Source organism: Pseudomonas sp. microsymbiont 2 (assembly GCF_054788395.1).
In genome coordinates this window covers 184,986-211,380 of record NZ_CM139112.1, presented here as the reverse complement: position 1 = coordinate 211,380, position 26,395 = coordinate 184,986, and the positions used below count along the sequence as shown (strand labels likewise).

Below are 26,395 nucleotides of genomic sequence, written 5' to 3'. Positions count from 1 at the left end.
TGGCGATGCGCTGCGCAAGCAGCGCTCGCCATCAGTGTCGAGCCCTCGGGAGCCGAAGAGGCGGTAACTATTTATGCCTGCACGACGCGATTGCGCCCCTGGTCCTTGGCTCGGTACAGCGCCTCGTCCGCACGCTTGAGCACCTGATCACCACGCTCGCCGGAACGGAAGGCGCTGATGCCAATGGACGTGGTGATCACCACCCGTTCGCCCTTGAAGTGAAACGGACAAGCCTCGACCGCCGCGCGCAACGCTTCTGCCACCTGTGCCGCCGCGGGAGGCGAGGTCTGAGGCAGCAGCAGCACGAACTCCTCGCCGCCGAAACGGGCGATGAAGTCACGGCCACGCAGGCGCTTGCGCAGTTGCTCGGCGACGATCTTCAGCACCTTGTCGCCCGCCAGGTGACCGTAGCCATCGTTGATTCGCTTGAAATGGTCGAGGTCGAGGATGGCCATGGCCAGGTGGCCACCGTTCTCCTGCCAGTCGAGCATTTCGCGCTCGACCTGCTCGCTCCAGGCCGCACGGTTCGGCAACCCGGTCAGCGGGTCGATCATCGCCTTTTGCCGCTGTTCCTCGAGGTGCTCGCGGTAGCCAAGCGCCTCCTGCTCCATGCTCGCCACGCGGGCCGCTAGCCCCTGCAGGCGACCGGCCAGCTCCTGCTCGCGGCGGTCGCGCTCATGCTGGTGCTCGTCCATGGTCACCAGCAGGCCTTCGAGGCGGTTTTCCAGGATGTGCTTGAGGCTGTCCACATCGACGGCGCCCTGCACGCTGTTCTGCAGGCCATCGACCTGCTCGCGCAACTGGCTGTCGAGCTCGCGGGCGGCGGAGCTGTTGTCGGCGTGGCCGGCGCTGGCTTCGTGCAGGTGGCTCTGGAAGGTCTCCAGGCGCACGTTGAGCTGTTGCAGGTAGGCTTCGAACTCATGCTGGCCACTGTCGGTGATCGCCAGCATGAGCACGGCCAGGTCATCCAGCACCGGAATCAGTTCGTACCAGTTCAGGCCGCGGGCAACCCGCTCGCGCATTTCCAGGGCTTGGGCCTTGTGGCGCTCGGGCAGGCTGAGGTCGTCGAGCAGGCCGATCAGGGTTTGCTCGATATGGGCGGCGACCTGGCTGTAAGGCGGTTCGAGGGCGTCGGGGAGGGCGTAGGGGCCTTCTTCCTCGACAGCCACCACGGACTCGGGCTCCTGGAGATCCTGCAGGGCCTGCGTATCCTCGGTCATCGCCGCCAACTCAGGGGCGGTCTCGCTGTCCTCTTTCGGCACTGCCACGGGAGGCGCCTCAGGCAGCGGCTCAACGACGGGCAACGGAGTGGTATCGACCAGCGCCGGCCCCGGTGCTTCGACCTCAGGCGCTGATACGGCCTCGTCCACATGCCGGATCGGCTCATGCTCGGCCTGGGCAGCAGGGGCAGGCAATACCTGCAACTCGTCGGCATCCCGTGCCTCGGGCGCGCTGGCTTGCACGGCGGGTGCTTTCTGCGCTGGCGCAGGCGTCTCGTCGCCCACTGCCTCACCCTGGGGCTCGTCGCGCCCACCGAACAGGCGCTGCAGGAACCCTGGGCGGGCCTCCTCAGTGGGTCTGTGCAGTGAGCTCAAGGCTTGCCCCTGCAAGCCACTGAGCTCGCCCAGCAAGGGCGGAAGCTCCCGCGACTGACTGACGCCACCGTCGAGTTTCTTCGCCAGTTTCTTCAGGGGCCGCGATACATCGCCAGGCAAGGGCAAGGTCTGCAGCTGGGAGACCAGCGCAGTGAGCGCCTCGCTGACCTGGTTCATGCGGGTCTCACGGCGCTGCTCGGAGTCGAGCACGGCTTTTTCCAGGCGCGGAATCAGCCCGGCGAGGCCGGCGTCCATGTTGTCGCTGCGGATCACCTCGCGCATTTCCTTCATGCACTGATCGACGGTCTTGTCACTGCCCTCCGCCGCCAGGGTGCTGCGCACCAGGCCACGGCGCAGCAAGTCGAGGCGGGCTTCCCAGCGCCGCTCGAGCTTTTCCTGGCGCTCGATGCTCTTGAGGTATTTTTCTTTCCAGCGCTCGGCTTCTTCGGTCATGCCTGGATCCGCGACGGGTGATGGCATCTAGCCCTGTGATGACTGGGTTTCGGCGGAAAACTCGAACACTTGAGTGCCCGGTTCGCGCCAGCAGGCCTAGCTCAGGACCGGCAGCGTATCCACAGTCAGGGCGTCAGGCAATCGGATCTCGACGGCGACGGGGAGGTGGTCCGAGATTGGCTGGGCCAGCACCTCGACACGCTCCAGCGTCAGGCTCGGGCTGAGCAGGATATGGTCCAGGCAGCGCTGCGGACGCCAGCTGGGGAAGGTGGCCTCGACCTGCGGGGCGATCAGGCCAAGGTCGCGCAAGGGCGAGTGGTCGAGCAGGTCGGTGGCATGGGTGTTCATGTCGCCCATGAGGATCTGGTGGCGGTAACCACCGATGAGCTCGCGGATGTAGGCCAGTTGGCGGGCCCGGGTCTTGGCGCCAAGGGCCAGGTGCATCATGACCACGATCAGCGCGTCCTCGCCTTCGCCGAAGCGCACCAGGATCGCCCCACGACCGGACGGGCCGGGCAGCGGGTGGTCTTCCAGGCGCTGGGGCTTGAGGCGGCTGAGCACACCATTGCTGTGCTGGGCGAAACGCCCGAGGTTGCGGTTGAGCTGCTGGTACCAGTAAGGGAAGGCGCCCAGCTGGGCCAGGTGCTCCACCTGGTTGACGAAGCCCGAGCGCAGGCTGCCGCCATCGGCCTCCTGCAGGGCCACCAGATCGAAGTCGCCGAGCAAATCGCCGATCTTCTGCAAGTTGCCGGCACGCCCGTTGTGCGGCAGCAGGTGCTGCCAGCTGCGCGTCACATAGTGGCGGTAGCGCTCGGTGCTGATGCCGACCTGGATATTGAAGCTGAGCAGCCGCAGGCGACCATCTTCCGGCAGGCCGGGGGCCCGCAGGTGATGCTCGTTGACCTGCGGCTGGTGCAGGCCGATGCCTCGCGTGGCACGCAAGCGCATGGCGGTCGCCGCTTACTTAGCGGCGCGCTCCTTGGCGATCAGCTGGTCGGCGACGTTCAGCACGCCTTCCGGACCACCTGCGGTACCCAGGTCGAAGCGGTACTTGCCGTTGACCACCAGGCTTGGAACACCGGTGATTTCGTACTTCTTGGCGAGCTCCTTGGCCTGCTTGACCTGGCCCTGGATAGCGAAGGAGTTGTAGGTGGCCAGGAACTTGTCCTTGTCCACGCCCTGGGTGGCCAGGAAGTCGGCCATTTCCTCAGGCTCCATCAGCTTCATGCGCTTGTTCTGGATGGCGTCGAAAACGGCGTTGTGGACGTTGTGCTCGACACCCATGGCTTCCAGCGTCAGGAACATCTGACCGTGTTTATCCCACGGGCCGCCGAACATGGCAGGGACGCGCTTGAAGTTGACGTCCTTCGGCAGCTTCTCAGCCCAAGGGTTGATGGTCGGTTCGAAGTGGTAGCAGTGTGGGCAGCCGTACCAGAACAGCTCGACGACTTCGATCTTGCCTGGCACGGATACCGGGACGGGGTTGCTCAGCTCGATATATTCCTTGCCGGCGGTTGCAGGCTCTGCGGCCTGTACGGCGGCCATACCGAATACGCTGGCGGCGACCAGCGCAGCGCTGAGAATCAGTTTACGCATGCTTTACTCCTGAGCAGTCTTTGGTCGCCTCGACGCGACCTGCGTAGGACAGGCCGGGAAGGGCTCGAGTTCTGTAGTGTAACGGCTATGGACAGAAAAAAGGGCAGCCTGGGCTGCCCTTTTCATCTTTAGCGCTGATGCATTAACCGAGTGTTAACGCGTGGTGTTGCGGTGTTGGCGCGGGCCTCATCGCGGGGCAAGCCCGCTCCCACGGCTCAGTGCAGGCCCTGGATGTAGCTGGACAGGGCTTCGATGTCCTTGTTGCTCAGCTTGCCGGCGATGGTGCGCATGGTCATGGCATCGCCGTCGTTGGTGCGGTTGCCTTCGCGGAAGTCGGTCAGCTGCTTGCTGACGTACTGCGCGTGCTGGCCGCTCAGGTGCGGGAATTTCGCCAGGGCGATGCCCGCGCCGTTGGGCGAGTGGCAGCCGGTGCAGGCGGGCATGCCTTTCTCGAGGTTGCCGCCATTGAACAGGGCACGGCCGCGCTCGACCAGTTTCGGGTCGGCGGCGCCCACGCTGCCTTTCTGGCTGGCGAAGTAGGCGGCGATATCGGCCAGGTCCTGGTCGTTGAAGTTGGCCAGCATGCCGGTCATCTCCAGCACGGTACGCTTGCCGTCCTTGATGTCATGCAGTTGCTTGTTCAGGTAGGGCTCACCTTGGCCGGCGAGTTTCGGGAAGTTCGGTGCCAGGCTGTTGCCGTCAGGGTTGTGGCAGGCCCCACAGACAGCTGTTTTGGCCTGACCGGCAGCAGCATCGCCTTTGATCGGTCCCGCAGCACTTGCCGCACCTGCGACCCCCATGGTCAACAGCAGACTCACGAATAGTTTGTTCATCAGCTAATCCAACACGGCTAAGGGTGAAATGTTATGTATCGGGACTGCCGCTCATCCAAAGGATGACCAAACGGTAGTCCTCGGCACTGCAGTCCATGCACAATCCACGCGGCGGCATAGCCTTGAAACCCTGCGTCACATGCGTCACCAGCTGTTCCATGCCTTGCGCCAGCCTCGGTTCCCAGGCTGCCCGGTCACCGCTTCTGGGTGCCTGTGGCAACTGTCCGGCGTGACAGGCCGCACAGCTGCGGTTGTACAACGCCTCGGGATCCTGTGTAGCCTGTGCGCTGAAAAACGGTAGGAACAAACCGACAGCTAGTAGCCATTTCGCCATGCGGAACGACCTGACAGGGTTGGGGGCCGCGCTGCGTTCTGTTGCGCGAGCTATTGTTCGACACCCCATGCTCATGCTCCTTCGCTGGGAGAATGAGCACACAAAAACTGGGGCATTATATACTTCCGCCATCCAAACGGAAACGACACCGCTTGCCGCGCCTGGGCCAACCGTTCCAGTGCTGGGCAACACCCACATCGGATATCCCATGCAAGTCAAGAACCCCATCCTCGGCCTCTGCCAGAAAGCCAAATTCGCCCTCAGCGCCGCCAAGGTCGAACAATGCCCCGAAGACCAGGGTTACGAGGTGGCTTTCGCCGGCCGTTCCAACGCCGGCAAATCCAGCGCCCTCAACACCCTGACCCATGCCAGCCTGGCGCGTACCTCGAAGACTCCCGGCCGCACCCAGCTGCTGAATTTCTTCAGTCTGGACGATGAACGGCGTTTGGTCGACCTGCCGGGTTACGGATATGCAAAAGTCCCGATTCCGCTCAAGCAGCACTGGCAGAAGCACCTGGAGGCCTACCTGGGCAGCCGCGAGTGCCTGCGCGGGGTGATCCTGATGATGGACGTGCGCCACCCGATGACCGACTTCGACAAGATGATGCTCGACTGGGCCAAGGCCAGCGCCATGCCCATGCATATCCTGCTGACCAAGGCCGACAAGCTGACCCACGGCGCCGGCAAGAACACCCTGCTCAAGGTGCAGTCGGAAATCCGCAAGGGCTGGGGCGATGCGGCGACCATCCAGCTGTTCTCGGCGCCCAAGCGCCAGGGGCTGGAAGAGGCGTACCGGGTACTGGCGGATTGGATGGAGCTGGAAGACAAGCCAGCTGTCTGAAGGCCAAGGGATACTTTCGTGGGAGCGGGCTTGCCCCGCGATCAGTCGATCGCGGGGCAAGCCCGCTCCCACGGATTTCCCAGACTTCACGCCGAATTGCGGGCAAAAAAAACCCCGGACTTCGTATGGGGAGGGGGAAGTTCGGGGTTTAAGTCCGGACCGCTAGGGCGGGGTCCGGGTATCTGCCAACACTTAACACAACATAGGAGCATCGAAAGGCTTCACCAGCCATTCAGTACCTCTGAGTGGCGGTTCACCGGTTTAGTTCCGAGCCCCTCGAAACTATTTGCGATAGTTTCATGAAACTCTCGATCTAAGCACCGGATCCGCTACACCACGCCGCAGATCCTACACGGCTTTCCCGCGTCGTTTAGTGAGCTTCGTCCCAATTCGAGCCAACACCCACTTCCACCAGCAGCGGCACATCCAGCTGGGCGGCATTGCTCATGTGCGCGCGAATTTCATCCTTGACCTGTTCGACCAGGTCCTCGCGCACTTCCAGCACCAGTTCGTCATGGACCTGCAGGATCACCCGCGCATCCAGCCCGCTCTGGTTCAGCCAGTTGCCCACCGCGACCATGGCGCGCTTGATGATGTCCGCCGCCGTGCCCTGCATCGGCGCGTTGATCGCCGTACGCTCGGCGCCCTTGCGCAGGGCAGGGTTCTTGGCGTTGATGTCCGGCAGGTACAGACGCCGACCGAACAGGGTTTCGACGAAGCCCTGCTCGGCGGCCTGGGCACGGGTGCGCTCCATGTATGCCAGCACGCCGGGGTAGCGGGCGAAGTAGCGGTCGATGTAGTCCTGCGATTGCTTGCGATCGACGCCGATCTGCTTGGCCAGGCCGAACGCGCTCATGCCGTAGATCAGGCCGAAGTTGATCGCCTTGGCGCTGCGGCGCTGGTCGTTGGTGACATTCTCGAGGGCGACGCCGAACACTTCGGCGGCAGTGGCGCGGTGCACGTCGAGATCGTTGCGGAAGGCATGCAGCAGGCCTTCGTCCTTGGCCAAATGAGCCATGATACGCAGCTCGATCTGCGAGTAGTCCGCCGCCAGCAGCTTATAACCGGGGCTGGCGACGAAGGCCTGGCGAATACGGCGGCCTTCGGCGGTGCGAATCGGGATGTTCTGCAGGTTCGGGTCGCTGGACGACAGCCGGCCGGTGGCGGCCACGGCCTGCTGGTACGAGGTGTGGATACGTCCGGTGCGCGGGTTGATCTGCCCCGGCAGCTTGTCGGTATAGGTGCTCTTGAGCTTGCTCAGACTGCGGTACTGCATCAGCACCTTGGGCAGCGGGTAGCCTTGTTCGGCCAGGTCGTCGAGCACCGCCTCGGCGGTGGACGGCTGGCCCTTGGCGGTCTTGCTCAGCACCGGCATGCCCAGCTTGTCGTAGAGAATCGCGCCGAGCTGCTTGGGCGAGCCGAGGTTGAACTCCTCACCGGCCAGCGCGAACGCCTCGCGCTCCAGTTCGACCAGCTTGGCCCCCAGCTCGCCGCTCTGCACGCCCAGCAGCGCGGCATCGACCAGCGCGCCCTGGCGCTCGATCTTGGCCAGCACCGGCACCAGTGGCATTTCGATTTCCATCAGCACCGGCAGCACACTCGGTGTCTTCGCCAATCGCGCCTGCAGCGCCTGGTGCAGGCGCAGGGTGATGTCGGCGTCCTCGGCCGCGTAGGGGCCGGCCTTTTCCAGGGCGATCTGGTTGAAGGTCAGTTGCTTGGCGCCCTTGCCGGCGATGTCCTCGAAGCCGATGGTGGTGTGGTCCAGGTACTTCTGCGCCAGGCTGTCCATATCGTGACGGGTGGCGGTGGAGTCGAGCACGTAGGACTCGAGCATGGTGTCGTAGGCCACGCCGCGCATGTCGATGGCCGGGCTGCCGTTGGCCAGGATATTGATGTCGTACTTGGCGTTCTGGCCGATCTTGCCCTTGGCCGGGTCTTCCAGCAGAGGCTTCAGGGCCAGCAGCACGGCGTCGCGGTCCAGCTGGGCGGGGGCGCCTTCGTAGTCGTGGGCCAGCGGCACGTAGGCCGCCTCATGGGGCTCGACCGCGAACGACAGGCCGACCAGTTGCGCCTGCTGCGCGTCGAGGCCGGTGGTCTCGGTGTCGAAGGCGAACAGCGGCGCCTGGCGCAGCTTTTCCAGCCAGGCGTCGAAACGGGCCTGGTCGAGGATGGTCTCGTACTTCGGCTCGGCCTGGACGGCTGCAGGCGTGTCGCTGACCGCAACGCTGGCGCCCGCCTGGGCGGCATCGCGCTGCACGTCGGCGATCCAGCTCTTGAACTCCATCTCGGTGTACAGCGCCAGCAAGGTTTCACGGTCGGGCTCGCCGCAGACCAGCGCGTCGACCTCGACATCCAGCTCCACATCGCACTTGATGGTCGCTAGCTCGTAGGACAGGAAGGCCGCGTCGCGGTGCTCCTCCAGCTTGGCCGGCAGGGTCTTGGCACCGCGAATGGCCAGGCTCGGCACTTTGTCGAGGTTCTGGTACAGGTCGCTCAGGCCACCGCCGATGCCGGTCAGCAGACCGACGGCGGTCTTTTCGCCGACACCCGGCACGCCGGGGATGTTGTCGACCTTGTCACCCATCAGGGCGAGAAAATCGATGATGTGCTCTGGGCCGACGCCGAATTTCTCGTGCACGCCGGCAACGTCCAGCACGCTCCCGGTCATGGTGTTGACCAACGTGACGTGGCCATCCACCAACTGCGCCATGTCCTTGTCGCCAGTCGAGATGATCACCGGCCGACCGCTCGCCGCGCTGCTGCGCGCCAGGGTGCCGATGACGTCGTCGGCCTCCACGCCCTCGACGCACAGCAACGGGTAGCCCAGGGCACGGACGCTGGCGTGCAGCGGCTCGACCTGCACCCGCAGGTCGTCGGGCATGCTCGGGCGGTTGGCCTTGTATTCGGCGAACATGGCGTCGCGGAAGGTCCCGCCCTTGGCGTCGAAGACCACCGCGAACAGGCTGTCCGGGTACTGCTTGCGCAGGCTCTTGAGCATGTTCAGCACGCCCTTGACCGCGCCGGTGGGCAAGCCCTTGGAAGTGGTCAGCGGCGGCAGCGCGTGGAAGGCGCGGTAGAGGTAGGAGGAACCGTCCACCAGGACGAGGGGCGCTTGGCTCATGAGGAGAATCAACCTTTTCGGCGGGTCCGGCGCTAGAATAGCCGGATCAATGACGACAAAGGGACTAGGTTATCATGCGCACACTCAATCGCCTGTTACTGCTCGGTCTGCTGGCCACCATGCCAGTCGTCACCCTGGCGGCGGACGAAGCCCCATCGGCCGATCCCGATGTAACCATTCGCACGGAAGGCGACAAGACCATCCAGGAGTACCGGCAAAACGGCTTCCTGTATGCGATCAAGGTCACGCCGAAGGGCGGAAAGCCTTATTTCCTGGTACGCGCCGATGGCTCCGAAGGCAACTTCATTCGATCCGACCAGCCGGACATGCTGATTCCGTCGTGGAAGATCTTCGAGTGGTAATGCAATAGCGCGTATCGTTCTTATCAACCAGGCACTTCCCGGCGGAAGTGCCCGCATGGGCAACTTCTCAACATGTCAGTCTTCACCCCTGTGACCCGGCCTGAGCTGGAAACCTTTCTGGCGCCGTACGAGCTGGGCCGCCTGCTCGACTTCCAGGGCATCGCCGCCGGTACCGAAAACAGCAATTTCTTCGTCAGCCTGGAAAAAGGGGAGTTCGTCCTCACGCTGATCGAGCGCGGACCGGCCGAAGACATGCCGTTCTTCATCGAGCTGCTCGACGTGCTGCACGAGGCCGAGATGCCGGTGCCCTATGCCGTGCGCGATCGCGACGGTAACGGCCTGCGCGAGCTATGCGGCAAGCCGGCGCTGCTGCAACCAAGGCTGTCGGGCAAGCACGTCAAGCAGCCGAACAACCAGCACTGCGCCCAGGTCGGCGAGCTGCAGGCGCACATTCACCTGGCCACCCGCGAACGCATCATCGAGCGCCGCACCGACCGAGGCCTGGACTGGATGCTGCAATCGGGCGCCGAGCTGCTGCCGGGGCTGAACGCCGAACAGGCCGCGCTGCTGACTCCGGCGCTGGACGAAATCCGCGCGCACAAGGCGCAGATCCTCGCCCTGCCCAAGGCCAACCTGCACGCCGACCTGTTCCGCGACAACGTGATGTTCGAAGGCACTCACCTGGCCGGGCTGATCGACTTCTACAACGCCTGCTCCGGGCCGATGCTGTATGACATCGCCATCACCGTGAACGACTGGTGCCTGGACGAGCAGGGCGGTATCGACCTGCCGCACGCCCAGGCCCTGCTGGGCGCCTATGCGGCGCTGCGGCCGTTCACCGCCGCCGAGGCCGAGCTGTGGCCGGTGATGCTGCGGGTGGCCTGCGTGCGCTTCTGGTTGTCGCGGCTGATCGCGGCGCGGGATTTTGCCGGGATGGATGTGATGATCCATGACCCGAGCGAGTTCGAGGTGCGCCTGGCACAGCGCCAGCAGGTAGCGTTGCACCTGCCGTTCGCCTTGTAACCGCGCCGGCTTCTTCGCGGGTTTACCCGCGAAGAAGCCAGTCCAGGCGTTAGAGCTGTTCCAGGCAGCCGGTCAGGTCGCTGCCAAGCTTCTCCAGCAAGCGCTCATAGCCCCTGGCATCAACTGGATCGCTGCCCCCCAGCGCATCCAGCTCGGCCAGGCGCACCGGCAAGCCGGCAGTCAGCGTCTCGGCCAGGCGCGGGCGCAGCGGCGGCTCGCTGAACACACAGGTCTTGCCCACCGCCTGCAGGCGCTTGCGCATGGCGGCGACGTGCTGCGCGCCCGGTTGCACTTCCGAGGCGACGCTGAACACACCGGCGTGCTTCAGGCCATAGGCGGCCTCGAAGTAGTCGAAGGCTTCGTGGAACACGAAGTAAGGCTTGCCGGCGATCCCCGCCACCCGCTGCTTGATGCGCCCATCCAGGGCATCCATGCGCTCGACGAACAGCTTGAGGTTGGTCTGGTAGCGCGCCGCATTGGCCGGATCCGCAGCCGCCAGGTCACCGGCCATCTTCGTCGCGATCACCCGGGCATTCACCGACGACAGCCACAGGTGCGCATCGAGGCTGCCTGGACGGTGATCATGGTCGTGATCGTCATGGTCTTCTTCGTCGTGGGAATGGCTGTCCTCGCCGAAGTGACGCAACTGCAGGCCCGGCAGCGACTGCACGGCCACGGTCGGCTTGGCGCGGCTGTTCAGCACACGGGGCAGGAAGCCTTCCATGTCCGGGCCGATCCAGTACAGCAGGTCGGCATCGCCGACCTTGCGCACATCGGACGGGCGCAACGCGTAGTTGTGCGGGGAGGCGCCCGGCGGCAGCAGCACATCGGGGCTGCCGACACCGTTCTGGACGGCGGCGGCGATCTGTTGCAGGGGCTTGATGCTGGTCAGCACGCGCACGTCGGCGTGGGCCGAGAACGCGATGAAAGCGACAAAGAGGACAAGGAATCGGGACACGGTGGATACTCGGGTCGTCAGAAACAGGTAACATAATAACGTCTCCATCCTGAACCGTCGCTGCCCATGTCCATCACGCCGCTGGCCAACCGCCCCCACGATCATTCCCATTGCGTCCACAGCGCGCTGGCCGAGGCCGACGCGCTGTGCAACCGTCAGGGCCTGCGCCTGACCGCCCTGCGCCGCCGCGTGCTGGAGCTGGTGTGGCAGAGCCACAAGCCGCTGGGCGCCTACGACATCCTGGCCGTGCTCAGCGAGCAGGACGGCCGCCGCGCAGCGCCGCCCACCGTCTATCGGGCGCTGGACTTCCTGCTGGAAAACGGCCTGGTGCACCGCATCGCCTCGCTCAACGCCTTCATCGGCTGCAGCCACCCCGAGCATGCGCACCAGGGCCAGTTCCTGATCTGCCGGGCATGCCACGTGGCCATCGAGCTGGAGCAGAACAGCATCAGCGACGCCATCGTCAGCAGCGCCAAGGCCGTCGGCTTCGCCGTCGAGACGCAGACGGTCGAAGTGGTCGGCCTGTGCGGCAACTGCCGGGGCAAGGCATGAGCGAAGCCCTGATCCGCCTCGAGCAGGTCGGTGTCAGCTTCGCTGGCGAGGCGGTGCTCGACAACATCGACCTGTCGGTCGCGCCGGGCCAGATCGTCACCCTGATCGGCCCCAACGGCGCCGGCAAGACCACCCTGGTACGCGCCGTGCTCGGCCTGCTCAAGCCGCACCAGGGCAAGGTGTGGCGCAAGCCCAAGCTACGCATCGGCTACATGCCGCAGAAGATCCAGGTGGACGCCACGCTGCCGCTGTCGGTGCTGCGCTTCCTGCGCCTGGTGCCCGGGGTGGACCGCGCGGCGGCCTTGGCGGCGCTGCAGGAAGTCGGCGCCGAGCAGGTGATCGACAGCCCGATCCAGACCATCTCCGGCGGCGAGATGCAGCGCGTGCTGCTGGCCCGCGCGCTGCTGCGCGAACCCGAGCTGCTGGTGCTGGATGAGCCAGTGCAGGGTGTCGACGTGGTCGGTCAGACCGAGCTGTACAACCTGATCACCCGCCTGCGCGATCGCCATGGCTGCGGCGTGCTGATGGTCTCCCACGACCTGCACCTGGTGATGAGCGCCACCGACCAGGTGGTCTGCCTCAACCGTCACGTGTGCTGCTCGGGCCATCCGGAACAGGTCAGCAACGACCCGGCGTTCGTCGAGCTGTTCGGCCAGAACGCGCCGAGCCTGGCCATCTACCATCACCATCACGATCACAGCCACGACCTGCATGGCTCGGTGATCGCCCCGGGCACCCATGTTCACGGAGAGCACTGCAAGCATGGCTGATTTTCTTCTCTACGCCCTGCTTGCCGGCCTGTCGCTGGCGCTCGTCGCCGGCCCGCTGGGCTCCTTCGTGGTCTGGCGGCGCATGGCCTACTTCGGCGACACCCTGTCCCATGCCGCGCTGCTGGGCGTGGCCCTGGGCTTCGCCCTGGACGTCAGCCCGGCGCTGGCGGTGACCATCGGCTGCCTGCTGCTGGCGATCCTGCTGGTGACCCTGCAACAGCGCCAGCCGCTGGCCTCGGACACCCTGCTCGGCATCCTCGCCCCCAGCACCCTGTCGCTGGGCCTGGTGGTGCTGAGCTTCATGCACGATGTGCGCATCGACCTGATGGCCTACCTGTTCGGCGACCTGCTGGCGATCAGCACCACCGACCTTGCCTGGATCCTCGGCGGCAGCGCGCTGGTGCTGGTACTGCTGGCGATGTTCTGGCGACCGCTGCTGGCGGTCACCGTGCACGAGGAGCTGGCGATGGTCGAGGGCCTGCCGGTGACCGGCCTGCGCCTGGCGCTGATGCTGTTGATCGCCGTGGTGATCGCGGTGGCGATGAAGATCGTCGGCGTGCTGCTGATCACCTCGCTGCTGATCATCCCGGCAGCCGCGGCACAGCGTCACGCCCGCTCGCCGGAGCAGATGGCGCTGGGCGCCAGTTTGCTGGGCGTGACCGCGGTCTGCGGCGGGCTGGCCCTGTCCTGGTTCAAGGACACCCCGGCCGGGCCGTCGATCGTGGTCTGCGCGGCGGTGCTATTCTTGCTGAGCCTGGCGTTGCCGAAACGCTGAATTTTCAGGGTGCGCGCAGGCGCATCCTGCAACCTTTGCGTCGCTTTCGGGTCATAAAGGACCAGTTTTCGAGCGGGCGCCCCTGGGTGTAGACTTGCTCGCTTTTTGCGCAATTAGAGAGTCGCAGGAATGAAGCCGTTCGCCTCACGTTATCTGCTTGTTGCCGCGTTTTCCCTGTTCCTGGCCGCCTGCTCCGGCAAGCCGGTCGAGCAGCCGTCGGCGCCTGCCCAGCCGGACGCCTGGCAGCAACTGGAGCAAAGCATCGCCAGCAACGAGCTGGCCACCGCCGAGGACCAACTGGCCGCCTTGCAGGCCCAGGCGCCTGACGATGCACGGGTGGAAGCGCACCAGCGCCAACTCGCCGAAGCTTACCTGCGGCGCAGCCAGATCGTCCTGCAGAAGGGCGACGTGAATGCCGCCGCCACCGCCCTGGCCCGCGCCCGCGCACTGATGCCCCAGGCCCCGGCGCTGACCGGTGGCGATGCCATGGCCCAGGCGCGCAAGGCCGAGCTGGAAAAGGCCGAGGCGGCGCTGAAGGCGGCTGAAGCCAAGCCCAAGGCCCGGCTGATCGACCCGACCGCGCCGAATACCGTGGTGGCCTTGAAGACCACCGACAGCCGCGCCCTGCGCCGACAGCTCGATGACATCGCCGCCGACGTGGTCAATTACCAGTGTGAAGTGGTATTCCAGGTGCCGCGCACCCAGGACGCACCATGGCTCAAGACCCTGCTGGAGAAACGGGTGCGCAAGCTCGACAGCGGGTTCGCGCTACAGCAAAAGCATGAGATTCAGCGCGCGCTGCCGGCCCAGGTGGTACTGGTCCCCCATCAGCAGTGAACGATCGCGGGGCAAGCCCGCTCCCACGAAGCCGGGTAATGGCTCGTGGGAGCGGGCTTGCCCCGCGATGCATGGTTAGGCCGGTATCGCCTCGGCGGCCGCCTCCCGCGCCCATACCCGATGCGCCTCGACGGCCTTGAAAAAGGCATCGAAGACTTTCTGCGCATCCCCCAGCAGCACCCCCTCATCCTTCTTCAGCCCAAGCGTTTCCAGCAACGGTTTGCCGTCCTGACTCAGCCCAATGGGCTTGAGGTGCTTATAAGCCTCCAGCAGGAAGTGCCTGGCCACGCCGCTTTTCTCCAGCGCCTCCAGCGACGCCTTGCCCGCCGGCACCCACACCCCGTCGAACATCACCGACGGCATGCCTTCCATCGACGCATCCACCGCCAGTGGCTTGCCGTCGACAGTCTTCACCGGCGCCGAGGTCGGCCCCAGCAACATGGGCCGCGCGCGTTGTGCCTCCAGCGTCTTGACTACCTTGTCGACACTCCCGGCCTCCACGCCATCGGCCAGCAGAATGGCGACCTTGCGTCCGCTGATGCCGATCTCAGCGGAATGGTTCATCTGGCTCAAGGCTTTTGATTGCGCGGGTTTGCTGCCCTTGACCTTGACCGTGCCGGCCTTGGGCGCCGGCAGTCCGAGATTGGCCGCCACCGCCGCCGCCAGCTTCAGGTCGATGTTGGCGAGGATTTCGTCCACCTCCCGCGCCCGGATCGCCTCGCGCTCGACCTTGCCCAGCTCGAAACTGTAGGCCTTGACGATGTGCTGCTGTTCGCTGGGGCTCATGCTCTGGAAGAACAGCCGCGCCTGGGAGAAGTGGTCGCCGAACGACTCGCTGCGCTGACGAATCTTGTCCGCGTCAATGCGCTCCTGGTAGCTCTCGAAACCGCCGTCCCGCGCGGCCGGCGGCGTTTCCTTCGGCCAACCGCCATCGATAGAGTTGGGCTCGTACGCCGCACGCCCCTTGTCCAGAGTCATCCGGTGCATGGCATCGCGCTGGCTACTGTGATTGGGCGCCACGGGCCGGTTGATCGGGATCTCGTGGAAGTTCGGCCCGCCCAGGCGGCTGATCTGGGTATCGGTGTAGGAGAACAACCGCCCTTGCAGCAGCGGATCGTTGCTGAAATCGATGCCCGGCACGATATGCCCCGGACAGAAAGCAATCTGCTCCACCTCGGAGAAGAAGTTGTCCGGGTTGCGGTCGAGCACCATCCTGCCCAGCGGCGTGACCGGTACCAGTTCCTCGGGGATGAGCTTGGTCGGGTCGAGCAGGTCGAAGTCGAACTTGTGCTCATCGGCCTCGGGCACGACCTGCACACCCAGCTCCCACTCCGGGTAATGCCCGGTCTCGATGGCCTCCCACAGGTCGCGACGGTGGTAGTCGGCATCCTTGCCCGCCAGCTTCTGGGCTTCGTCCCACAGCAGCGAATGCACGCCCTGGCGCGGCTTCCAGTGGAACTTGACGAAGCTGGCCACGCCCTCGGCGTTGATCAGGCGGAAGGTGTGCACGCCGAAGCCTTCCATCATGCGCAAACTGCGTGGGATGGCGCGGTCGGACATGGCCCACATGACCATGTGCGCCGACTCCGGCACCAGCGAGACGAAGTCCCAGAAAGTGTCGTGGGCCGAGCCGCCGGTGGGCATCTCGTTGTGCGGCTCGGGCTTCACCGCGTGGACGAAATCGGGAAACTTGATCGCATCCTGAATGAAGAACACCGGCATGTTGTTGCCGACCAGGTCGAAGTTGCCTTCGTCGGTATAGAACTTCACCGCAAAGCCGCGCACATCGCGCACCGTGTCGCCCGAACCGCGCGGGCCTTGCACGGTGGAGAAGCGCACGAACACTGGGGTGACTTTCTCCGGGTCCTGCAGGAAGCCGGCCTTGGTCAGCCCGGCATGGCAGCCGTAGCTCTGGAAGTAGCCGTGCGCCCCGCACCCCCGGGCATGGACGATGCGTTCAGGGATGCGCTCATGGTCGAAGTGGGTGATCTTCTCGCGCATGATGAAGTCTTCGAGCAGCGACGGCCCGCGCGCACCGGCCTTGAGGCTGTTCTGGTTGTCGGCGATCTTCACTCCCTGGTTGGTGCGCAGCGCCTGGCCACTGGCGTCGCTGCGAAAGGTTTCCAAGCTCTGTAACTTGGCGTTGGTGTTGGCCTTGTCGGGGGTGTCGGTGCCGGCGACCGGGCTCGGCTGCGGCGCCTGGGGCTTGTTGCTGGGCATCTTCGGCTCTCCTCATCAGTCTTCAGGCTGCCCGTTGGGGCTTGTTCAACAAGTGACTGGGAGGCCGTCGCGAGCGTTCAATCGGGATTGCCGACCGTCGCGTTATGCCCATCGGATTGGACCCATACGAAATAAATGCTAAGAACCCTCAGGGGAAAAGGCTAAAATGCGCGACCCCGGCTAACAGCCAGCCCCAAATTCCATGCGCCCCACAAGGTTCGCTCAGTGATCGAGTTTCAAAACGTCCACAAGACCTACCGCGTCGCCGGTAGGGATATCCCGGCCCTGAACCCGACCAGCCTGACCATCGAAGATGGCCAGGTGTTCGGCCTGATCGGCCACTCCGGTGCCGGCAAGAGCACCATGCTGCGCCTGATCAACCGCCTCGAGGAGCCGTCCGGCGGCAAGATCATCGTCGACGGCGAAGACGTCACCGCCTTCGACGCCAACCAGTTGCGCCGCTTCCGCCAGCAGGTCGGGATGATCTTCCAGCACTTCAACCTGCTGGCCTCCAAGACCGTCGCCGACAACGTCGCCCTGCCGCTGGTGCTGGCCGGCGAGTTGTCCCGCGCCGCGATCGACAAGCGCGTCAGCGAGCTGCTGGCCCGTGTCGGCCTGGCCGAGCACGCGAAGAAGTACCCGGCCCAGCTGTCGGGCGGGCAGAAGCAGCGCGTCGGCATCGCCCGCGCCCTGGCCACCAACCCGAAGATCCTGCTGTGCGACGAGGCCACCAGCGCCCTCGACCCGCAGACCACCGCCTCGGTCCTGCAGCTGCTGGCCGAGATCAACCGCGAGCTGAAGCTGACCATCGTGCTGATCACCCACGAGATGGACGTGATCCGTCGGGTCTGCGACTGCGTGGCGGTGATGGACGCCGGGCAGATCGTCGAGCAGGGCCCGGTGGCCGACGTGTTCCTGCATCCGCAGCACGCCACCACCAAGCGTTTCGTCCAGGAAGACGAGCAGGTCGACGAGAACGAGCAACGTGACGACTTCGCCCACGTGCCGGGCCGCATCGTGCGCCTGACCTTCCAGGGCGACGCCACCTACGCGCCGCTGCTGGGCACCGTGGCCCGCGAGACCGGCGTGGACTACAGCATCCTCGCCGGGCGCATCGACCGCATCAAGGACGTCCCCTATGGCCAGCTCACCCTCGCCCTGATCGGCGGAGACATGGAAGCGGCGTTCGCCCGCTTCAAGGCAGCTGACGTACATATGGAGGTACTGCGTTGATGGACGCCCTGAATTTCTTCGCCAACGTCGACTGGGCCGAAATCTGGCTGGCCAGCGTCGACACCCTGATCATGCTGTTCGGCTCGCTGTTCTTCACCGTGCTGCTGGGCCTGCCGCTGGGCGTGCTGCTGTTCCTCTGCGGACCACGGCAGATGTTCGAGCAGAAGGGCGTGTACGCCTTGCTGTCGCTGCTGGTGAACATCCTGCGTTCGCTGCCGTTCATCATCCTGCTGATCGTGATGATCCCGGTCACCGTGCTGATCACCGGCACCTCGCTGGGCGTGGCCGGCGCCATTCCGCCGCTGGTGGTCGGTGCCACGCCGTTCTTCGCCCGCCTGGTGGAAACCGCCCTGCGCGAGGTGGACCGCGGCATCATCGAAGCCACCCAGTCGATGGGCGCCACCACGCGCCAGATCATCACCAATGCCTTGCTGCCGGAAGCCCGTCCGGGCATCTTCGCCGCCATCACCGTCACCGCCATCACCCTGGTCTCGTACACCGCCATGGCCGGCGTGGTCGGCGCGGGCGGCCTGGGCGACCTGGCCATCCGCTTCGGCTACCAGCGCTTCCAGACCGACGTGATGGTGGTCACCGTGGTCCTGTTGCTGGTGCTGGTGCAAGTGCTGCAAAGCGTCGGCGACAAGCTGGTCGTGCATTTTTCCCGTAAGTAACCCCAATGGGGTCGGCCCGGCCGACCCGTTCGGGGGCCGTCGCGGCCCTCACAAGGAGTGATCAATGAAGAAGCTGCTTGCTGTTGTCGCCGCCGTCGCGGCCTTCTCGGCCAACGCCGCCGAGACCCTGACCGTCGCCGCCACCCCGGTGCCGCACGCCGAGATCCTCAACTTCGTCAAGCCGCAACTGGCCAAGGAAGGCGTGGAGCTGAAGGTCAAGGAATTCACCGATTACATCCAGCCCAACGTGCAGGTAGCCGAAAAGCGCCTGGACGCCAACTTCTTCCAGCACCAGCCGTACCTGGATGAGTTCAACAAGGCCAAGGGCACGCACCTGGTGAGCGTGGCCGGCGTGCATGTGGAGCCTTTGGGCGTGTACTCGGCCAAGATCAAGAAGCTCGAAGAGCTGCCGTCCGGCGCCACCGTGGTCATCCCCAACGACGCCACCAATGGCGGTCGTGCCCTGCTGCTGCTGGACAAGGCCGGCGTGATCAAGCTCAAGGACAACAAGAACATCCTCGCCACCGTGAAAGACGTGGCCGAGAATCCGAAGAACGTGAAGTTCCGCGAGCTGGAAGCGGCCACCATTCCACGCGTGCTGACCCAGGTCGACGCGGCGCTGATCAACACCAACTATGCGCTCGAAGCCAAGCTCAATCCTGAAAAGGACGCCCTGGCCATCGAGGGCAGCGACTCGCCGTACGTGAACATCCTGGTGACCCGCGAGGACAACAAGGATGCCGACGCGGTGAAGAAGCTGGTCCAGGCGCTGCACTCGCCCGAGGTGAAGCAGTTCATCACCGAGAAGTACAAGGGTGCCGTGGTTCCGGCGTTCTAAGCCCGCCAGCAACACAATCGCGGGGCAAGCCCGCTCCCACGCCAGATAGCGCTCTGGCGTGGGAGCGGGCTTGCCCCGCGATTCATTTCAACGGTCAGTCGCGCTTGACCAGTCCCGGCAATTGCGCCACCAGCTTCTGGTTGTTGAACGGCGCACGGATGAACCCACGCTGGCGCCCATCCGGGCCGACAATGGCCAGGTTGCCGCTGTGGTCCACGGTGTATCCCGGCTTGCTGGTATCCGCTGGAATGAACGGGATGCTCAAGGCATTGGCCAGCTTCTGGGTATCGGCGATCGACCCCGCCACCCCGACGAAATCCTTGTCGAAATAGCCCAGGTACTGCTTGAGCTGATTCGGCGTGTCGCGGTTCGGGTCGACGCTCACCAGCACCACCTGCAGTCGCTCGATGGCCTCCTTGGGCAGCTCGCTCTTGACCTGGCGCAGTTGGGCCAGGGTCGTCGGGCAGATGTCCGGGCAGTAGGTGTAGCCGAAGAACAGCAGCGACCACTTGCCCTTGAGCTGGTCCAGCACCAGCGGCTGGCCGTTCTGGTCGGTCATGCTCACGTCCGGCACGGTGCGGCTCTGCGGCAGCAGGATGATGCCGGCGTCGATCAGTTCGGTGGGGTTCAGCTGACCACGGTCGCTGAGCACCTTGTTGACGGTCAGGCCCATGATCAGCGCGACCAGGGCAACGAGGATGAAGACGGTTTTCTGGGTTCGGGTCATAGGTTCAGCAACAGGTAGTGATCAACGAGCAGCGCGATGAACAAGGCGAACAGGTAGCCGATAGAGTACTTGAACGTCTTGATCGCCGCGTGCGGCCGGGTGCCACGGTACAACACCCAGGCCCAGTGCAGGAAGCGCAGGCCGAGGCCCAGGGCGCAGGCCAGGTACAGCGGGCCGCTCATGTGAATGGCATAGGGCAGCAGGCTCACGGCCAACAGGATCAAGGTGTAGAGCAGGATGTGCAGGGCCGTGTAGCGCTCGCCGTGGGTCACCGGCAGCATGGGAATATCAGCTTTTGCGTACTCCTCCTTCCGGTGAATCGCCAGGGCCCAGAAGTGCGGCGGCGTCCAGGCGAAGATGATCAGCACCAGCAGCAGCGGCTCGGCACTGACATGGCCGCTGACCGCCACCCAGCCCAGCAACGGCGGCGCGGCGCCGGCCAGGCCGCCGATCACGATGTTCTGCGGCGTGGCTCGCTTGAGAAAGCCGGTGTAGAGCACCGCATAGCCCAGCAACGAGGCCAGCGTGAGCCAGGCGGTGAGGGGGTTGGTGAACACCAGCAGCACTGTCATCCCGGCCACGGCCAGCAGTAGCGCGAACAGCAGGGCCGGTAGCGGCGCCACCCGGCCCTGGGCCAACGGCCGCTTGTGGGTACGGGCCATGAGCGCATCGATCCGTCGGTCCAGCACATGGTTGACCACCGCCGCGGCGCCTGCGCACAAGGCAATCCCGAGGTTGCCGAACAGCAGCACGCTCCAGGCCACACCGGCGCGCGTGGCGAGGAACATGCCCACCAGCGAGGTGATCAGCATCAGCACCACCACCTTCGGCTTGGTCAGTTCCATGTAGTCGCGCCAGCCGGCGCGCAGGCGTTCCGTGCTCAGAAGCGTCGCCACGAATCGTTCCTCATGTGATGGGAGAGGCCCACGCCGGTCACCGGCGTCAGGCGCCAGCCATGGCCGACGCGAACCTTGTCGACCACGCGGATGCGGTAGTTCACCAGCACCATGGTCAGCAGCAGCAAGGCGCCACCGGCGTTGTGCGCGACGGCCACGCCCAGGGGCAGGTGGAACAGCACGTTGCTGATGCCCAGGCTCAATTGCAGCGCCAGCGCCAGCAGCACCAGGCGCGCCAGGCCGGTGAGGCCGTTGCGGTGCAGCTTCCAGCTGAGCATCAGCAGCACCGCCAGCACCATCAGCGCACCGAGCCGATGACTGATATGGATCGCCGTGCGCGCGTCGCTGTCCAGCTGCCCGCCCAGGTAGTTGGGGCCGACATGCTGAGTCAGGTGGAAACCATTGCTGAAGTCCGCCGCCGGCCACCACTGGCCGTGGCAGGTGGGCAGGTCGATGCAGGCCACCGCCGCGTAGTTGGCGCTGACCCAGCCGCCCAGGGCGATCTGGCCGATCACCACCAGCAACGCCAGCGCGGCGATGCGGCGCAGACTCAGCGGCAGTTTCGGCAATGGCGCAAAGGCCCGGGACAGACGCAGCGACAGCAGGAACAGCAGGCTCAGCGTGGTGAACCCACCGAGCAGGTGCGCGGTGACCACCTGCGGCCACAGCTTCAGGGTCACCGTCCACATGCCGAACGCCGCCTGGGCCAGCACCACGCCAAGCAGCAGCACCGGCAGCCGATAGGGCTGACCGTCGCGGGCATGCCGACGCACGGCCTGGAAGGCGAGCAGGGCGATCACCAGCGCCAGGGTGCCGGCAAAGTAGCGGTGGACCATTTCGGCCCAGCCCTTGGCCGCCTCCACCGGGTGCTCAGGGAAGTGCAGCTCGGCGTGGGCCAGCTGGGCGTCGGTCTTGGGCACGCTGATAAAGCCGTAGCAGCCCGGCCAGTCGGGGCAGCCGAGGCCAGCGTGGGTCAGCCGGGTATAGGCGCCGAGCAGCACGACCAGCAGCGCCAGCAGGGTGGCGAATACAGCGAGGCGGAATCCGGGTCTGGCCATGGCGGCCTCCTAGCCGATGTTGGACAGCTTGAGCAGGTGACGCAGATCGTCCAGCACATGCTTGCCGTTGACCTTGCCGTCATAGCGCAGCACCAGGTTGCCGTGGGGGTCGACGATCCATAGCCGCGGGCCAGATTCACCGACCTTCTGCAAGTAGCGCTGTGCGTCCAGCGGGTAGCGCTGCAACTGGGGATACTCGCGCGCCAGCTGCGCCTGGTAGTCCGCCGCCAGCGGCTGGGCCACGGCCAGGGCATGGCTGGCACGGCTGGCGTCACGGCCCAGGCCGATCTGGATCTGCCGGGCCAGGTACACCAACTGCCGGCAGTCCTCGGCGCAGGCTTCGGGGGCGCTGACCAGCAGCTGCCAGCGTTGGTCCTGGGCGTCGATGCCGATGTCGGCGCGGCCCTCGCCGTTGCCGATCATCAGGCCGTGATAGCTGCGGCCCTCCGGCACCCAGAACTTGAGCTTGTACATGCTGGTGGCAAGGATCATCGGCCCGAGCACGACGAACAGGATCAGCAACAACTGCAATCGCCCGCGTGCCTTGCGGCCTTCAGGTGCGTGCAGCGGACTCGTGGCGGCGGCCATGGCGGTTCTCCTTGTCGTTGTGATGCCAGCCGAAATACAGGTAGAGCAGCACCAGCGCGGTGGCCAGGGCGAACCACTGCACGGCGTAGCCCAGGTGTTTCTCCGGGCCCATGGCGACCACCGGCCAGTCCAGGCGGTAGGTCGCCGGGCCAGGCTGCAGGCGCAGCTCGTGGGCGAAACCTTCGCGGCCCAGCTGCTGCCACAACGCCCGTGGGTCGATAGCCGTCAGCAGGCGTGGCCACGGGCCCTCGCTGGCGTCCGGGTGCAGCTGGAACGTCTTGCCGGGCGCGACATAGACCGACGCTTGCAGCACGAGCGATTGCTCGGGGGTGTCGAAGCGCACTGGCACGCGGCGATCGGGCCAGGGCAACCAGCCGCGGTTGACCAGCAGCCATTGCCCGCTGGCCTGGTCGAGGAACGGTTGCAGCAGCTCGACACCGGGCCTGCCGTCACGCATCTGGTTATCCAGCAGCAGGCTGTGCTCGGCGTCGAAGCGGCCCTGCAGATGCACGGGATAGAACGCCGGATCCGGCAACTGCGCCAGCGCGGCAGCGGCCACCGGGGTCTCGATCTGGCGTTCGCTGTAGGCGGCGAGCAGGTCGCGCTTCTCGTCGGCCCGGCGCAGCTGCCAGCAACCGAGCGCGATCAGCCCCGGCAGCAGCGCGAGCACCACCAGGGTCGGTACCAGGCCTGGGCGAAACGGCTTCACCGCGGCCTCGCCAGGTCGAGCGCTATACTTGTTGCCATCACCGCATCCCCCCGGAGTTTCGCCATGCTCAAGGCCGCGATAGTCCTGATGCTGCTGGCCACCATCGCCAGCCTGTTCAGTGGCCTGGTATTTCTGGTCAAGGACGACGACCAGTCGACCCGCCTGCTCAAGGCCCTTACCGTGCGCGTCGTTCTCGCCACCCTGACCATCGCGCTGGTGGCCTGGGGCTTCATCAGTGGGCAGCTGGTTTCCCACGCGCCGTTCTAAACTGTTTCCGTCCCTGTAGGACCGCGCCACCCGTCAAAGCACATACACGAATATGAACAGCCCCACCCACACCACATCGACGAAGTGCCAGTACCAGCTCGCCGCCTCGAAACCGAAGTGCTTGTCCGGCTCGAAGTGCCCGCGCAGCACCCGGCAGAACATCACGAACAGGATCAGCGTGCCCAAGGTCACGTGCGCGCCGTGGAACCCGGTGAGCATGAAGAACGTCGCGCCGTAGATCCCCGAGCCCAGCGTCAGCCCCAGCTTGTTGTAGGCCTCGTGGTACTCGTAGGCCTGCAGCGCGAGGAACGCCAGGCCCAGCAGGATGGTCAGCCCCAGCCACAGTTTCAGCGTGCCGCGATGCCCCTTGCGCAGCGCATGGTGGGCGATGGTCACGGTCACGCTCGAGCTCACCAGCAGGATGGTGTTGATCAGCGGCAGGTGCCACGGGTCGATCACCTCCTTGGGCGGCGGGAACAGTTTCGGGTCGGGCGTGTGCAGCAACGGCCAGGCGAACTCGAAGTTGGGCCACAGCATGTGCGCCACGCCCTTGGCTCCATCGCCCCCCAGCCACGGCCCGGCCAGCACGCGCACGTAGAACAGCGCGCCGAAGAAGGCCAGGAAGAACATCACCTCGGAGAAGATGAACCAGCTCATGCCCCAGCGGAACGAGCGGTCCATCTGCGCGCTGTACAGCCCGGCATGGCTCTCCTTGATCACCGCGCCGAACCAGCCGAACAGCATGTACGCCAGGAACAGCCCGCCGACGAAGAAGATCAGTGGCCCGTGGGACTCCGGGTGGCCGGCCTTGAGGTCGTTGAACCAGGTGCCCAGGCCGAACACGGTGATGAACATGCCGATCGTGGCGATGATCGGCCACTTGCTCTGCGCCGGGACATAGTAGTGCTCGTGGCTTGCCATGGTTGATCTCCTTCCCTCAACGGGCGGCCTCGGTCGCGGCATGGGCGACCGGCGGGTGGCGAGCGGTGATGTCGAACAGGGTGTAGGCCAGGGTCAGGTGCTTGACCGAGGCCGGCAGGTCGCGGTCGACGATGAAGCGCACCGGCATCTCGATGCGCTCGCCCGGTTGCAGCACCTGCTGGGTGAAGCAGAAGCACTCGGTCTTGTGAAAATACGCCGCGGCCTCGGCCGGAGTGATGCTGGGGATGGCCTGGGCGCTCATCGGCTGCTTGGTCGGGTTGCGGGCGATGAAGATCATCTGGTTCACCGCGCCCGGATTGACCTCGATCTGGTCGGCGGTGGAGTGGAATTCCCAGCTCATGTCGCCGGCATTGGTGGACATGAACTGCACCCGCACCGAACGCGTCGGGTCGCTGACCTGGCTGCCCTCGTACTGCCCGCCGGTCTTGCCGTTGATGCCGAAGGCCCGGCACATCACGTCGTAGATCGGCACCAGGGCAAAGCCGAAGGCGAACATCACCACGGTCAGCATCAGCAGGCGGGTGACCAGGCGTCTGAGCGACAGGCCGTCCATGTCCGCGCTCCTACTTCACGTCCGGAGGTGTCTGGAAGGTGTGGTAGGGCGCCGGCGACGGCACCGTCCACTCCAGCCCGTCGGCGCCGTCCCAGGGTTTGGCCGGGGCCGGCGCGCCACCGCGGATGCACTTGATGACGATGAACAGGAAGAACACCTGGGTCGCGCCGAAGATGAACGCGCCGATCGACGAGACCATGTTGAAGTCGGCGAATTGCAGGTTGTAGTCGGGGATGCGGCGCGGCATGCCGGCCAGGCCGACGAAGTGCATGGGGAAGAAGGCCAGGTTCATGCCGATGAACGACAGCCAGAAGTGCAGCTTGGCCAGGGTCTCGTCGTACATGTGTCCGGTCCACTTCGGCAGCCAGTAGTAGGCGGAGGCGAAGATGCCGAAGATCGCCCCTGGCACCAGCACGTAGTGGAAGTGCGCCACCACGAAGTAGGTGTCGTGGTACTGGAAGTCCGCCGGGGCGATGGCCAGCATCAGCCCGGAGAAGCCGCCGATGGTGAACAGGATGACGAAGGCGATGGCGAACAGCATCGGCGTCTCGAAGGTCAGCGAACCTTCCCACATGGTGCTCACCCAGTTGAACACCTTCACCCCGGTGGGCACGGCGATCAGCATGGTCGCGTACATGAAGAACAGCTCGCCGACCACCGGAATGCCGACCACGAACATGTGGTGCGCCCAGACGATGAACGACAGGAAGGCGATCGCCCCGGTGGCGTAGACCATCGAGGTGTAGCCGAACAGCGGCTTGCGCGAGAACGCCGGGATGATCGAGCTGACCGCGCCGAAGGCGGGCAGGATCATGATGTACACCTCGGGATGGCCGAAGAACCAGAACACGTGCTGGAACAGGACCGGGTCGCCACCGCCGGCGGCGCTGAAGAAGCTGGTGCCGAAGTGGATGTCCATCAACATCATGGTCACCACGCCCGCCAGCACCGGCATCACCGCGATCAGCAGGAACGCGGTGATCAGCCAGGTCCAGACGAACAGCGGCATCTTCATCAGGGTCATGCCCGGGGCGCGCAGGTTGAGGATGGTGGCGATCACGTTGATCGCGCCCATGATCGAGCTGATGCCCATCAGGTGAATGGCGAAGATGAAGAAGGTCACGCTGGCCGGGGCGTAGGTGGTCGACAGCGGGGCATAGAAGGTCCAGCCGAAGTTCGGCCCGCCGCCTGGGCTGAACAGGGTCGAGACCAGCAGCAGGAACGCCGCCGGCAACAGCCAGAAGCTGAAGTTGTTCATCCGCGGCAGGGCCATGTCGGGCGCGCCGATCATCAGCGGGATCATCCAGTTGGCCAGGCCGACGAAGGCCGGCATCACCGCGCCGAACACCATGATCAGCCCGTGCATGGTGGTCATCTGGTTGAAGAACTCGGGCTGCACGATCTGCAGGCCGGGCTGGAACAGCTCGGCGCGGATCACCATGGCGAACGAGCCGCCGAGCAGGAACATGCTGAAGGCGAACCACAGGTACATCGTGCCGATGTCCTTGTGGTTGGTGGTCAGCACCCAGCGCATCAGGCCCTTGGCCGGGCCGTGGGCGTGTTCATGGCCGTGGCCGTGGTCGTCGATCACTGCACTCATGTCCTGTCTCCTGCAATCGGCTGCTTGCCGCGAGTGAGCCGGT

27 protein-coding genes are annotated in these 26,395 nt (G+C 65.3%); 11 read left to right on the top strand and 16 right to left on the bottom strand.

Annotation, left to right across the window (positions count from 1 at the left end):
- Positions 1–71 precede the first annotated feature (71 nt).
- The 5 genes from ACYUME_RS01000 to ACYUME_RS00980 all read right to left on the bottom strand — a co-directional run bounded on the left by ACYUME_RS01000 (position 72) and on the right by ACYUME_RS00980 (position 4,811).
- The gene (locus ACYUME_RS01000; RefSeq protein ID WP_460417803.1) at positions 72–2,048 is read right to left on the bottom strand and encodes a GGDEF domain-containing protein; all 1,977 of its coding nucleotides are present in this window, start codon (positions 2,046–2,048) and stop codon (positions 72–74) included.
- Between the two features lie 96 nt (positions 2,049–2,144).
- Complete coding sequence (locus ACYUME_RS00995; protein ID WP_460417801.1) at positions 2,145–2,996, bottom strand: endonuclease/exonuclease/phosphatase family protein; 852 nt, start codon at positions 2,994–2,996, stop codon at positions 2,145–2,147.
- 12 nt (positions 2,997–3,008) lie between these two features.
- A complete protein-coding gene (gene dsbA, locus ACYUME_RS00990; protein WP_011531535.1) occupies positions 3,009–3,644 on the bottom strand; it encodes a thiol:disulfide interchange protein DsbA in 636 nt (211 codons plus the stop codon).
- Positions 3,645–3,859: 215 nt separating this feature from the next.
- Positions 3,860–4,477, bottom strand: coding sequence for a c-type cytochrome (locus tag ACYUME_RS00985; RefSeq protein WP_279884631.1), 618 nt, complete (start codon positions 4,475–4,477; stop codon positions 3,860–3,862).
- A 31-nt stretch (positions 4,478–4,508) separates the two neighbouring features.
- Positions 4,509–4,811, bottom strand: coding sequence for a c-type cytochrome (locus ACYUME_RS00980; protein WP_460417798.1), 303 nt, complete (start codon positions 4,809–4,811; stop codon positions 4,509–4,511).
- Between the two features lie 208 nt (positions 4,812–5,019).
- On the opposite strand from ACYUME_RS00980, the gene yihA reads away from it, so the two are divergent.
- Positions 5,020–5,652: a ribosome biogenesis GTP-binding protein YihA/YsxC gene (gene yihA, locus ACYUME_RS00975; protein ID WP_460417797.1), complete on the top strand. Its 633-nt coding sequence runs from the start codon at positions 5,020–5,022 to the stop codon at positions 5,650–5,652.
- A 370-nt stretch (positions 5,653–6,022) separates the two neighbouring features.
- On the opposite strand, the gene polA is transcribed toward yihA, so the two are convergent.
- Complete coding sequence (polA, locus tag ACYUME_RS00970; RefSeq protein ID WP_460417795.1) at positions 6,023–8,773, bottom strand: DNA polymerase I; 2,751 nt, start codon at positions 8,771–8,773, stop codon at positions 6,023–6,025.
- 74 nt (positions 8,774–8,847) lie between these two features.
- Here polA and ACYUME_RS00965 point away from each other — a divergent pair, with 74 nt between their 5' ends.
- Both ACYUME_RS00965 and ACYUME_RS00960 read left to right on the top strand, forming a co-directional pair.
- Entirely contained in the window at positions 8,848–9,135 is a 288-nt protein-coding gene (locus tag ACYUME_RS00965; protein WP_279884637.1) for a DUF2782 domain-containing protein, read from the top strand.
- Between the two features lie 72 nt (positions 9,136–9,207).
- Positions 9,208–10,158 (top strand): homoserine kinase, encoded by a 951-nt coding sequence (locus ACYUME_RS00960; protein ID WP_460417794.1) that lies wholly within the window; start codon positions 9,208–9,210, stop codon positions 10,156–10,158.
- Positions 10,159–10,207: 49 nt separating this feature from the next.
- On the opposite strand, the gene ACYUME_RS00955 is transcribed toward ACYUME_RS00960, so the two are convergent.
- The gene (locus ACYUME_RS00955; RefSeq protein WP_460417792.1) at positions 10,208–11,164 is read right to left on the bottom strand and encodes a zinc ABC transporter substrate-binding protein; all 957 of its coding nucleotides are present in this window, start codon (positions 11,162–11,164) and stop codon (positions 10,208–10,210) included.
- A gap of 18 nt (positions 11,165–11,182) precedes the next feature.
- Here ACYUME_RS00955 and zur point away from each other — a divergent pair, with 18 nt between their 5' ends.
- The 4 genes from zur to ACYUME_RS00935 all read left to right on the top strand — a co-directional run bounded on the left by zur (position 11,183) and on the right by ACYUME_RS00935 (position 14,050).
- Positions 11,183–11,668, top strand: coding sequence for a zinc uptake transcriptional repressor Zur (gene zur, locus ACYUME_RS00950; protein ID WP_279884645.1), 486 nt, complete (start codon positions 11,183–11,185; stop codon positions 11,666–11,668).
- Positions 11,665–12,438 (top strand): zinc ABC transporter ATP-binding protein ZnuC, encoded by a 774-nt coding sequence (gene znuC / locus ACYUME_RS00945; RefSeq protein ID WP_279884647.1) that lies wholly within the window; start codon positions 11,665–11,667, stop codon positions 12,436–12,438. The genes zur and znuC overlap by 4 nt, the downstream gene beginning before the upstream one ends.
- Entirely contained in the window at positions 12,431–13,213 is a 783-nt protein-coding gene (gene znuB / locus ACYUME_RS00940; protein WP_279884649.1) for a zinc ABC transporter permease subunit ZnuB, read from the top strand. The genes znuC and znuB overlap by 8 nt, the downstream gene beginning before the upstream one ends.
- 129 nt (positions 13,214–13,342) lie before the next feature.
- Positions 13,343–14,050 (top strand): PA5502 family lipoprotein, encoded by a 708-nt coding sequence (locus tag ACYUME_RS00935; RefSeq protein WP_279884652.1) that lies wholly within the window; start codon positions 13,343–13,345, stop codon positions 14,048–14,050.
- A 75-nt stretch (positions 14,051–14,125) separates the two neighbouring features.
- Here the strand turns inward: ACYUME_RS00935 and katE are convergent, their stop codons facing one another.
- Positions 14,126–16,270 carry a catalase HPII gene (katE, locus tag ACYUME_RS00930; RefSeq protein ID WP_460417789.1) on the bottom strand — a complete coding sequence of 715 codons (2,145 nt, stop codon included), beginning with the start codon at positions 16,268–16,270 and terminating at the stop codon, positions 14,126–14,128.
- A gap of 225 nt (positions 16,271–16,495) precedes the next feature.
- Here katE and ACYUME_RS00925 point away from each other — a divergent pair, with 225 nt between their 5' ends.
- The 3 genes from ACYUME_RS00925 to ACYUME_RS00915 all read left to right on the top strand — a co-directional run bounded on the left by ACYUME_RS00925 (position 16,496) and on the right by ACYUME_RS00915 (position 19,012).
- Entirely contained in the window at positions 16,496–17,503 is a 1,008-nt protein-coding gene (locus ACYUME_RS00925; RefSeq protein WP_279884657.1) for a methionine ABC transporter ATP-binding protein, read from the top strand.
- Positions 17,503–18,174: a methionine ABC transporter permease gene (locus tag ACYUME_RS00920; RefSeq protein ID WP_279884659.1), complete on the top strand. Its 672-nt coding sequence runs from the start codon at positions 17,503–17,505 to the stop codon at positions 18,172–18,174. Before ACYUME_RS00925 ends, ACYUME_RS00920 begins: the two co-directional genes overlap by 1 nt.
- 64 nt (positions 18,175–18,238) lie before the next feature.
- Positions 18,239–19,012 carry a MetQ/NlpA family ABC transporter substrate-binding protein gene (locus ACYUME_RS00915; protein ID WP_460417786.1) on the top strand — a complete coding sequence of 258 codons (774 nt, stop codon included), beginning with the start codon at positions 18,239–18,241 and terminating at the stop codon, positions 19,010–19,012.
- Between the two features lie 94 nt (positions 19,013–19,106).
- On the opposite strand, the gene ACYUME_RS00910 is transcribed toward ACYUME_RS00915, so the two are convergent.
- From ACYUME_RS00910 to ACYUME_RS00890, 5 genes are read right to left on the bottom strand one after another with little or no spacing between them, the layout of a single operon-like run.
- Positions 19,107–19,739, bottom strand: coding sequence for an SCO family protein (locus ACYUME_RS00910; protein ID WP_279911635.1), 633 nt, complete (start codon positions 19,737–19,739; stop codon positions 19,107–19,109).
- Positions 19,736–20,584: a heme o synthase gene (cyoE, locus tag ACYUME_RS00905; RefSeq protein WP_460419461.1), complete on the bottom strand. Its 849-nt coding sequence runs from the start codon at positions 20,582–20,584 to the stop codon at positions 19,736–19,738. The genes ACYUME_RS00910 and cyoE overlap by 4 nt, the downstream gene beginning before the upstream one ends.
- A gap of 35 nt (positions 20,585–20,619) precedes the next feature.
- Positions 20,620–21,693, bottom strand: coding sequence for a COX15/CtaA family protein (locus ACYUME_RS00900; RefSeq protein WP_279888958.1), 1,074 nt, complete (start codon positions 21,691–21,693; stop codon positions 20,620–20,622).
- Between the two features lie 9 nt (positions 21,694–21,702).
- Complete coding sequence (locus ACYUME_RS00895; RefSeq protein ID WP_460417784.1) at positions 21,703–22,281, bottom strand: hypothetical protein; 579 nt, start codon at positions 22,279–22,281, stop codon at positions 21,703–21,705.
- Positions 22,247–22,990 carry an SURF1 family protein gene (locus ACYUME_RS00890; RefSeq protein WP_460417782.1) on the bottom strand — a complete coding sequence of 248 codons (744 nt, stop codon included), beginning with the start codon at positions 22,988–22,990 and terminating at the stop codon, positions 22,247–22,249. The genes ACYUME_RS00895 and ACYUME_RS00890 overlap by 35 nt, the downstream gene beginning before the upstream one ends.
- 63 nt (positions 22,991–23,053) lie before the next feature.
- Between ACYUME_RS00890 and ACYUME_RS00885 the strand changes: the two genes are divergently transcribed.
- Positions 23,054–23,257 carry a twin transmembrane helix small protein gene (locus ACYUME_RS00885; RefSeq protein ID WP_279888955.1) on the top strand — a complete coding sequence of 68 codons (204 nt, stop codon included), beginning with the start codon at positions 23,054–23,056 and terminating at the stop codon, positions 23,255–23,257.
- A 33-nt stretch (positions 23,258–23,290) separates the two neighbouring features.
- Here ACYUME_RS00885 and ACYUME_RS00880 read toward each other — a convergent pair whose 3' ends face one another.
- The 3 genes from ACYUME_RS00880 to ctaD are packed head-to-tail and all read right to left on the bottom strand — an operon-like array spanning position 23,291 to position 26,352.
- Positions 23,291–24,178: a cytochrome c oxidase subunit 3 gene (locus ACYUME_RS00880; protein WP_279911594.1), complete on the bottom strand. Its 888-nt coding sequence runs from the start codon at positions 24,176–24,178 to the stop codon at positions 23,291–23,293.
- 16 nt (positions 24,179–24,194) lie between these two features.
- Positions 24,195–24,752 carry a cytochrome c oxidase assembly protein gene (locus ACYUME_RS00875; protein WP_279887682.1) on the bottom strand — a complete coding sequence of 186 codons (558 nt, stop codon included), beginning with the start codon at positions 24,750–24,752 and terminating at the stop codon, positions 24,195–24,197.
- Between the two features lie 10 nt (positions 24,753–24,762).
- Entirely contained in the window at positions 24,763–26,352 is a 1,590-nt protein-coding gene (gene ctaD, locus ACYUME_RS00870; RefSeq protein ID WP_279887681.1) for a cytochrome c oxidase subunit I, read from the bottom strand.
- Positions 26,353–26,395: the final 43 nt, after the last annotated feature.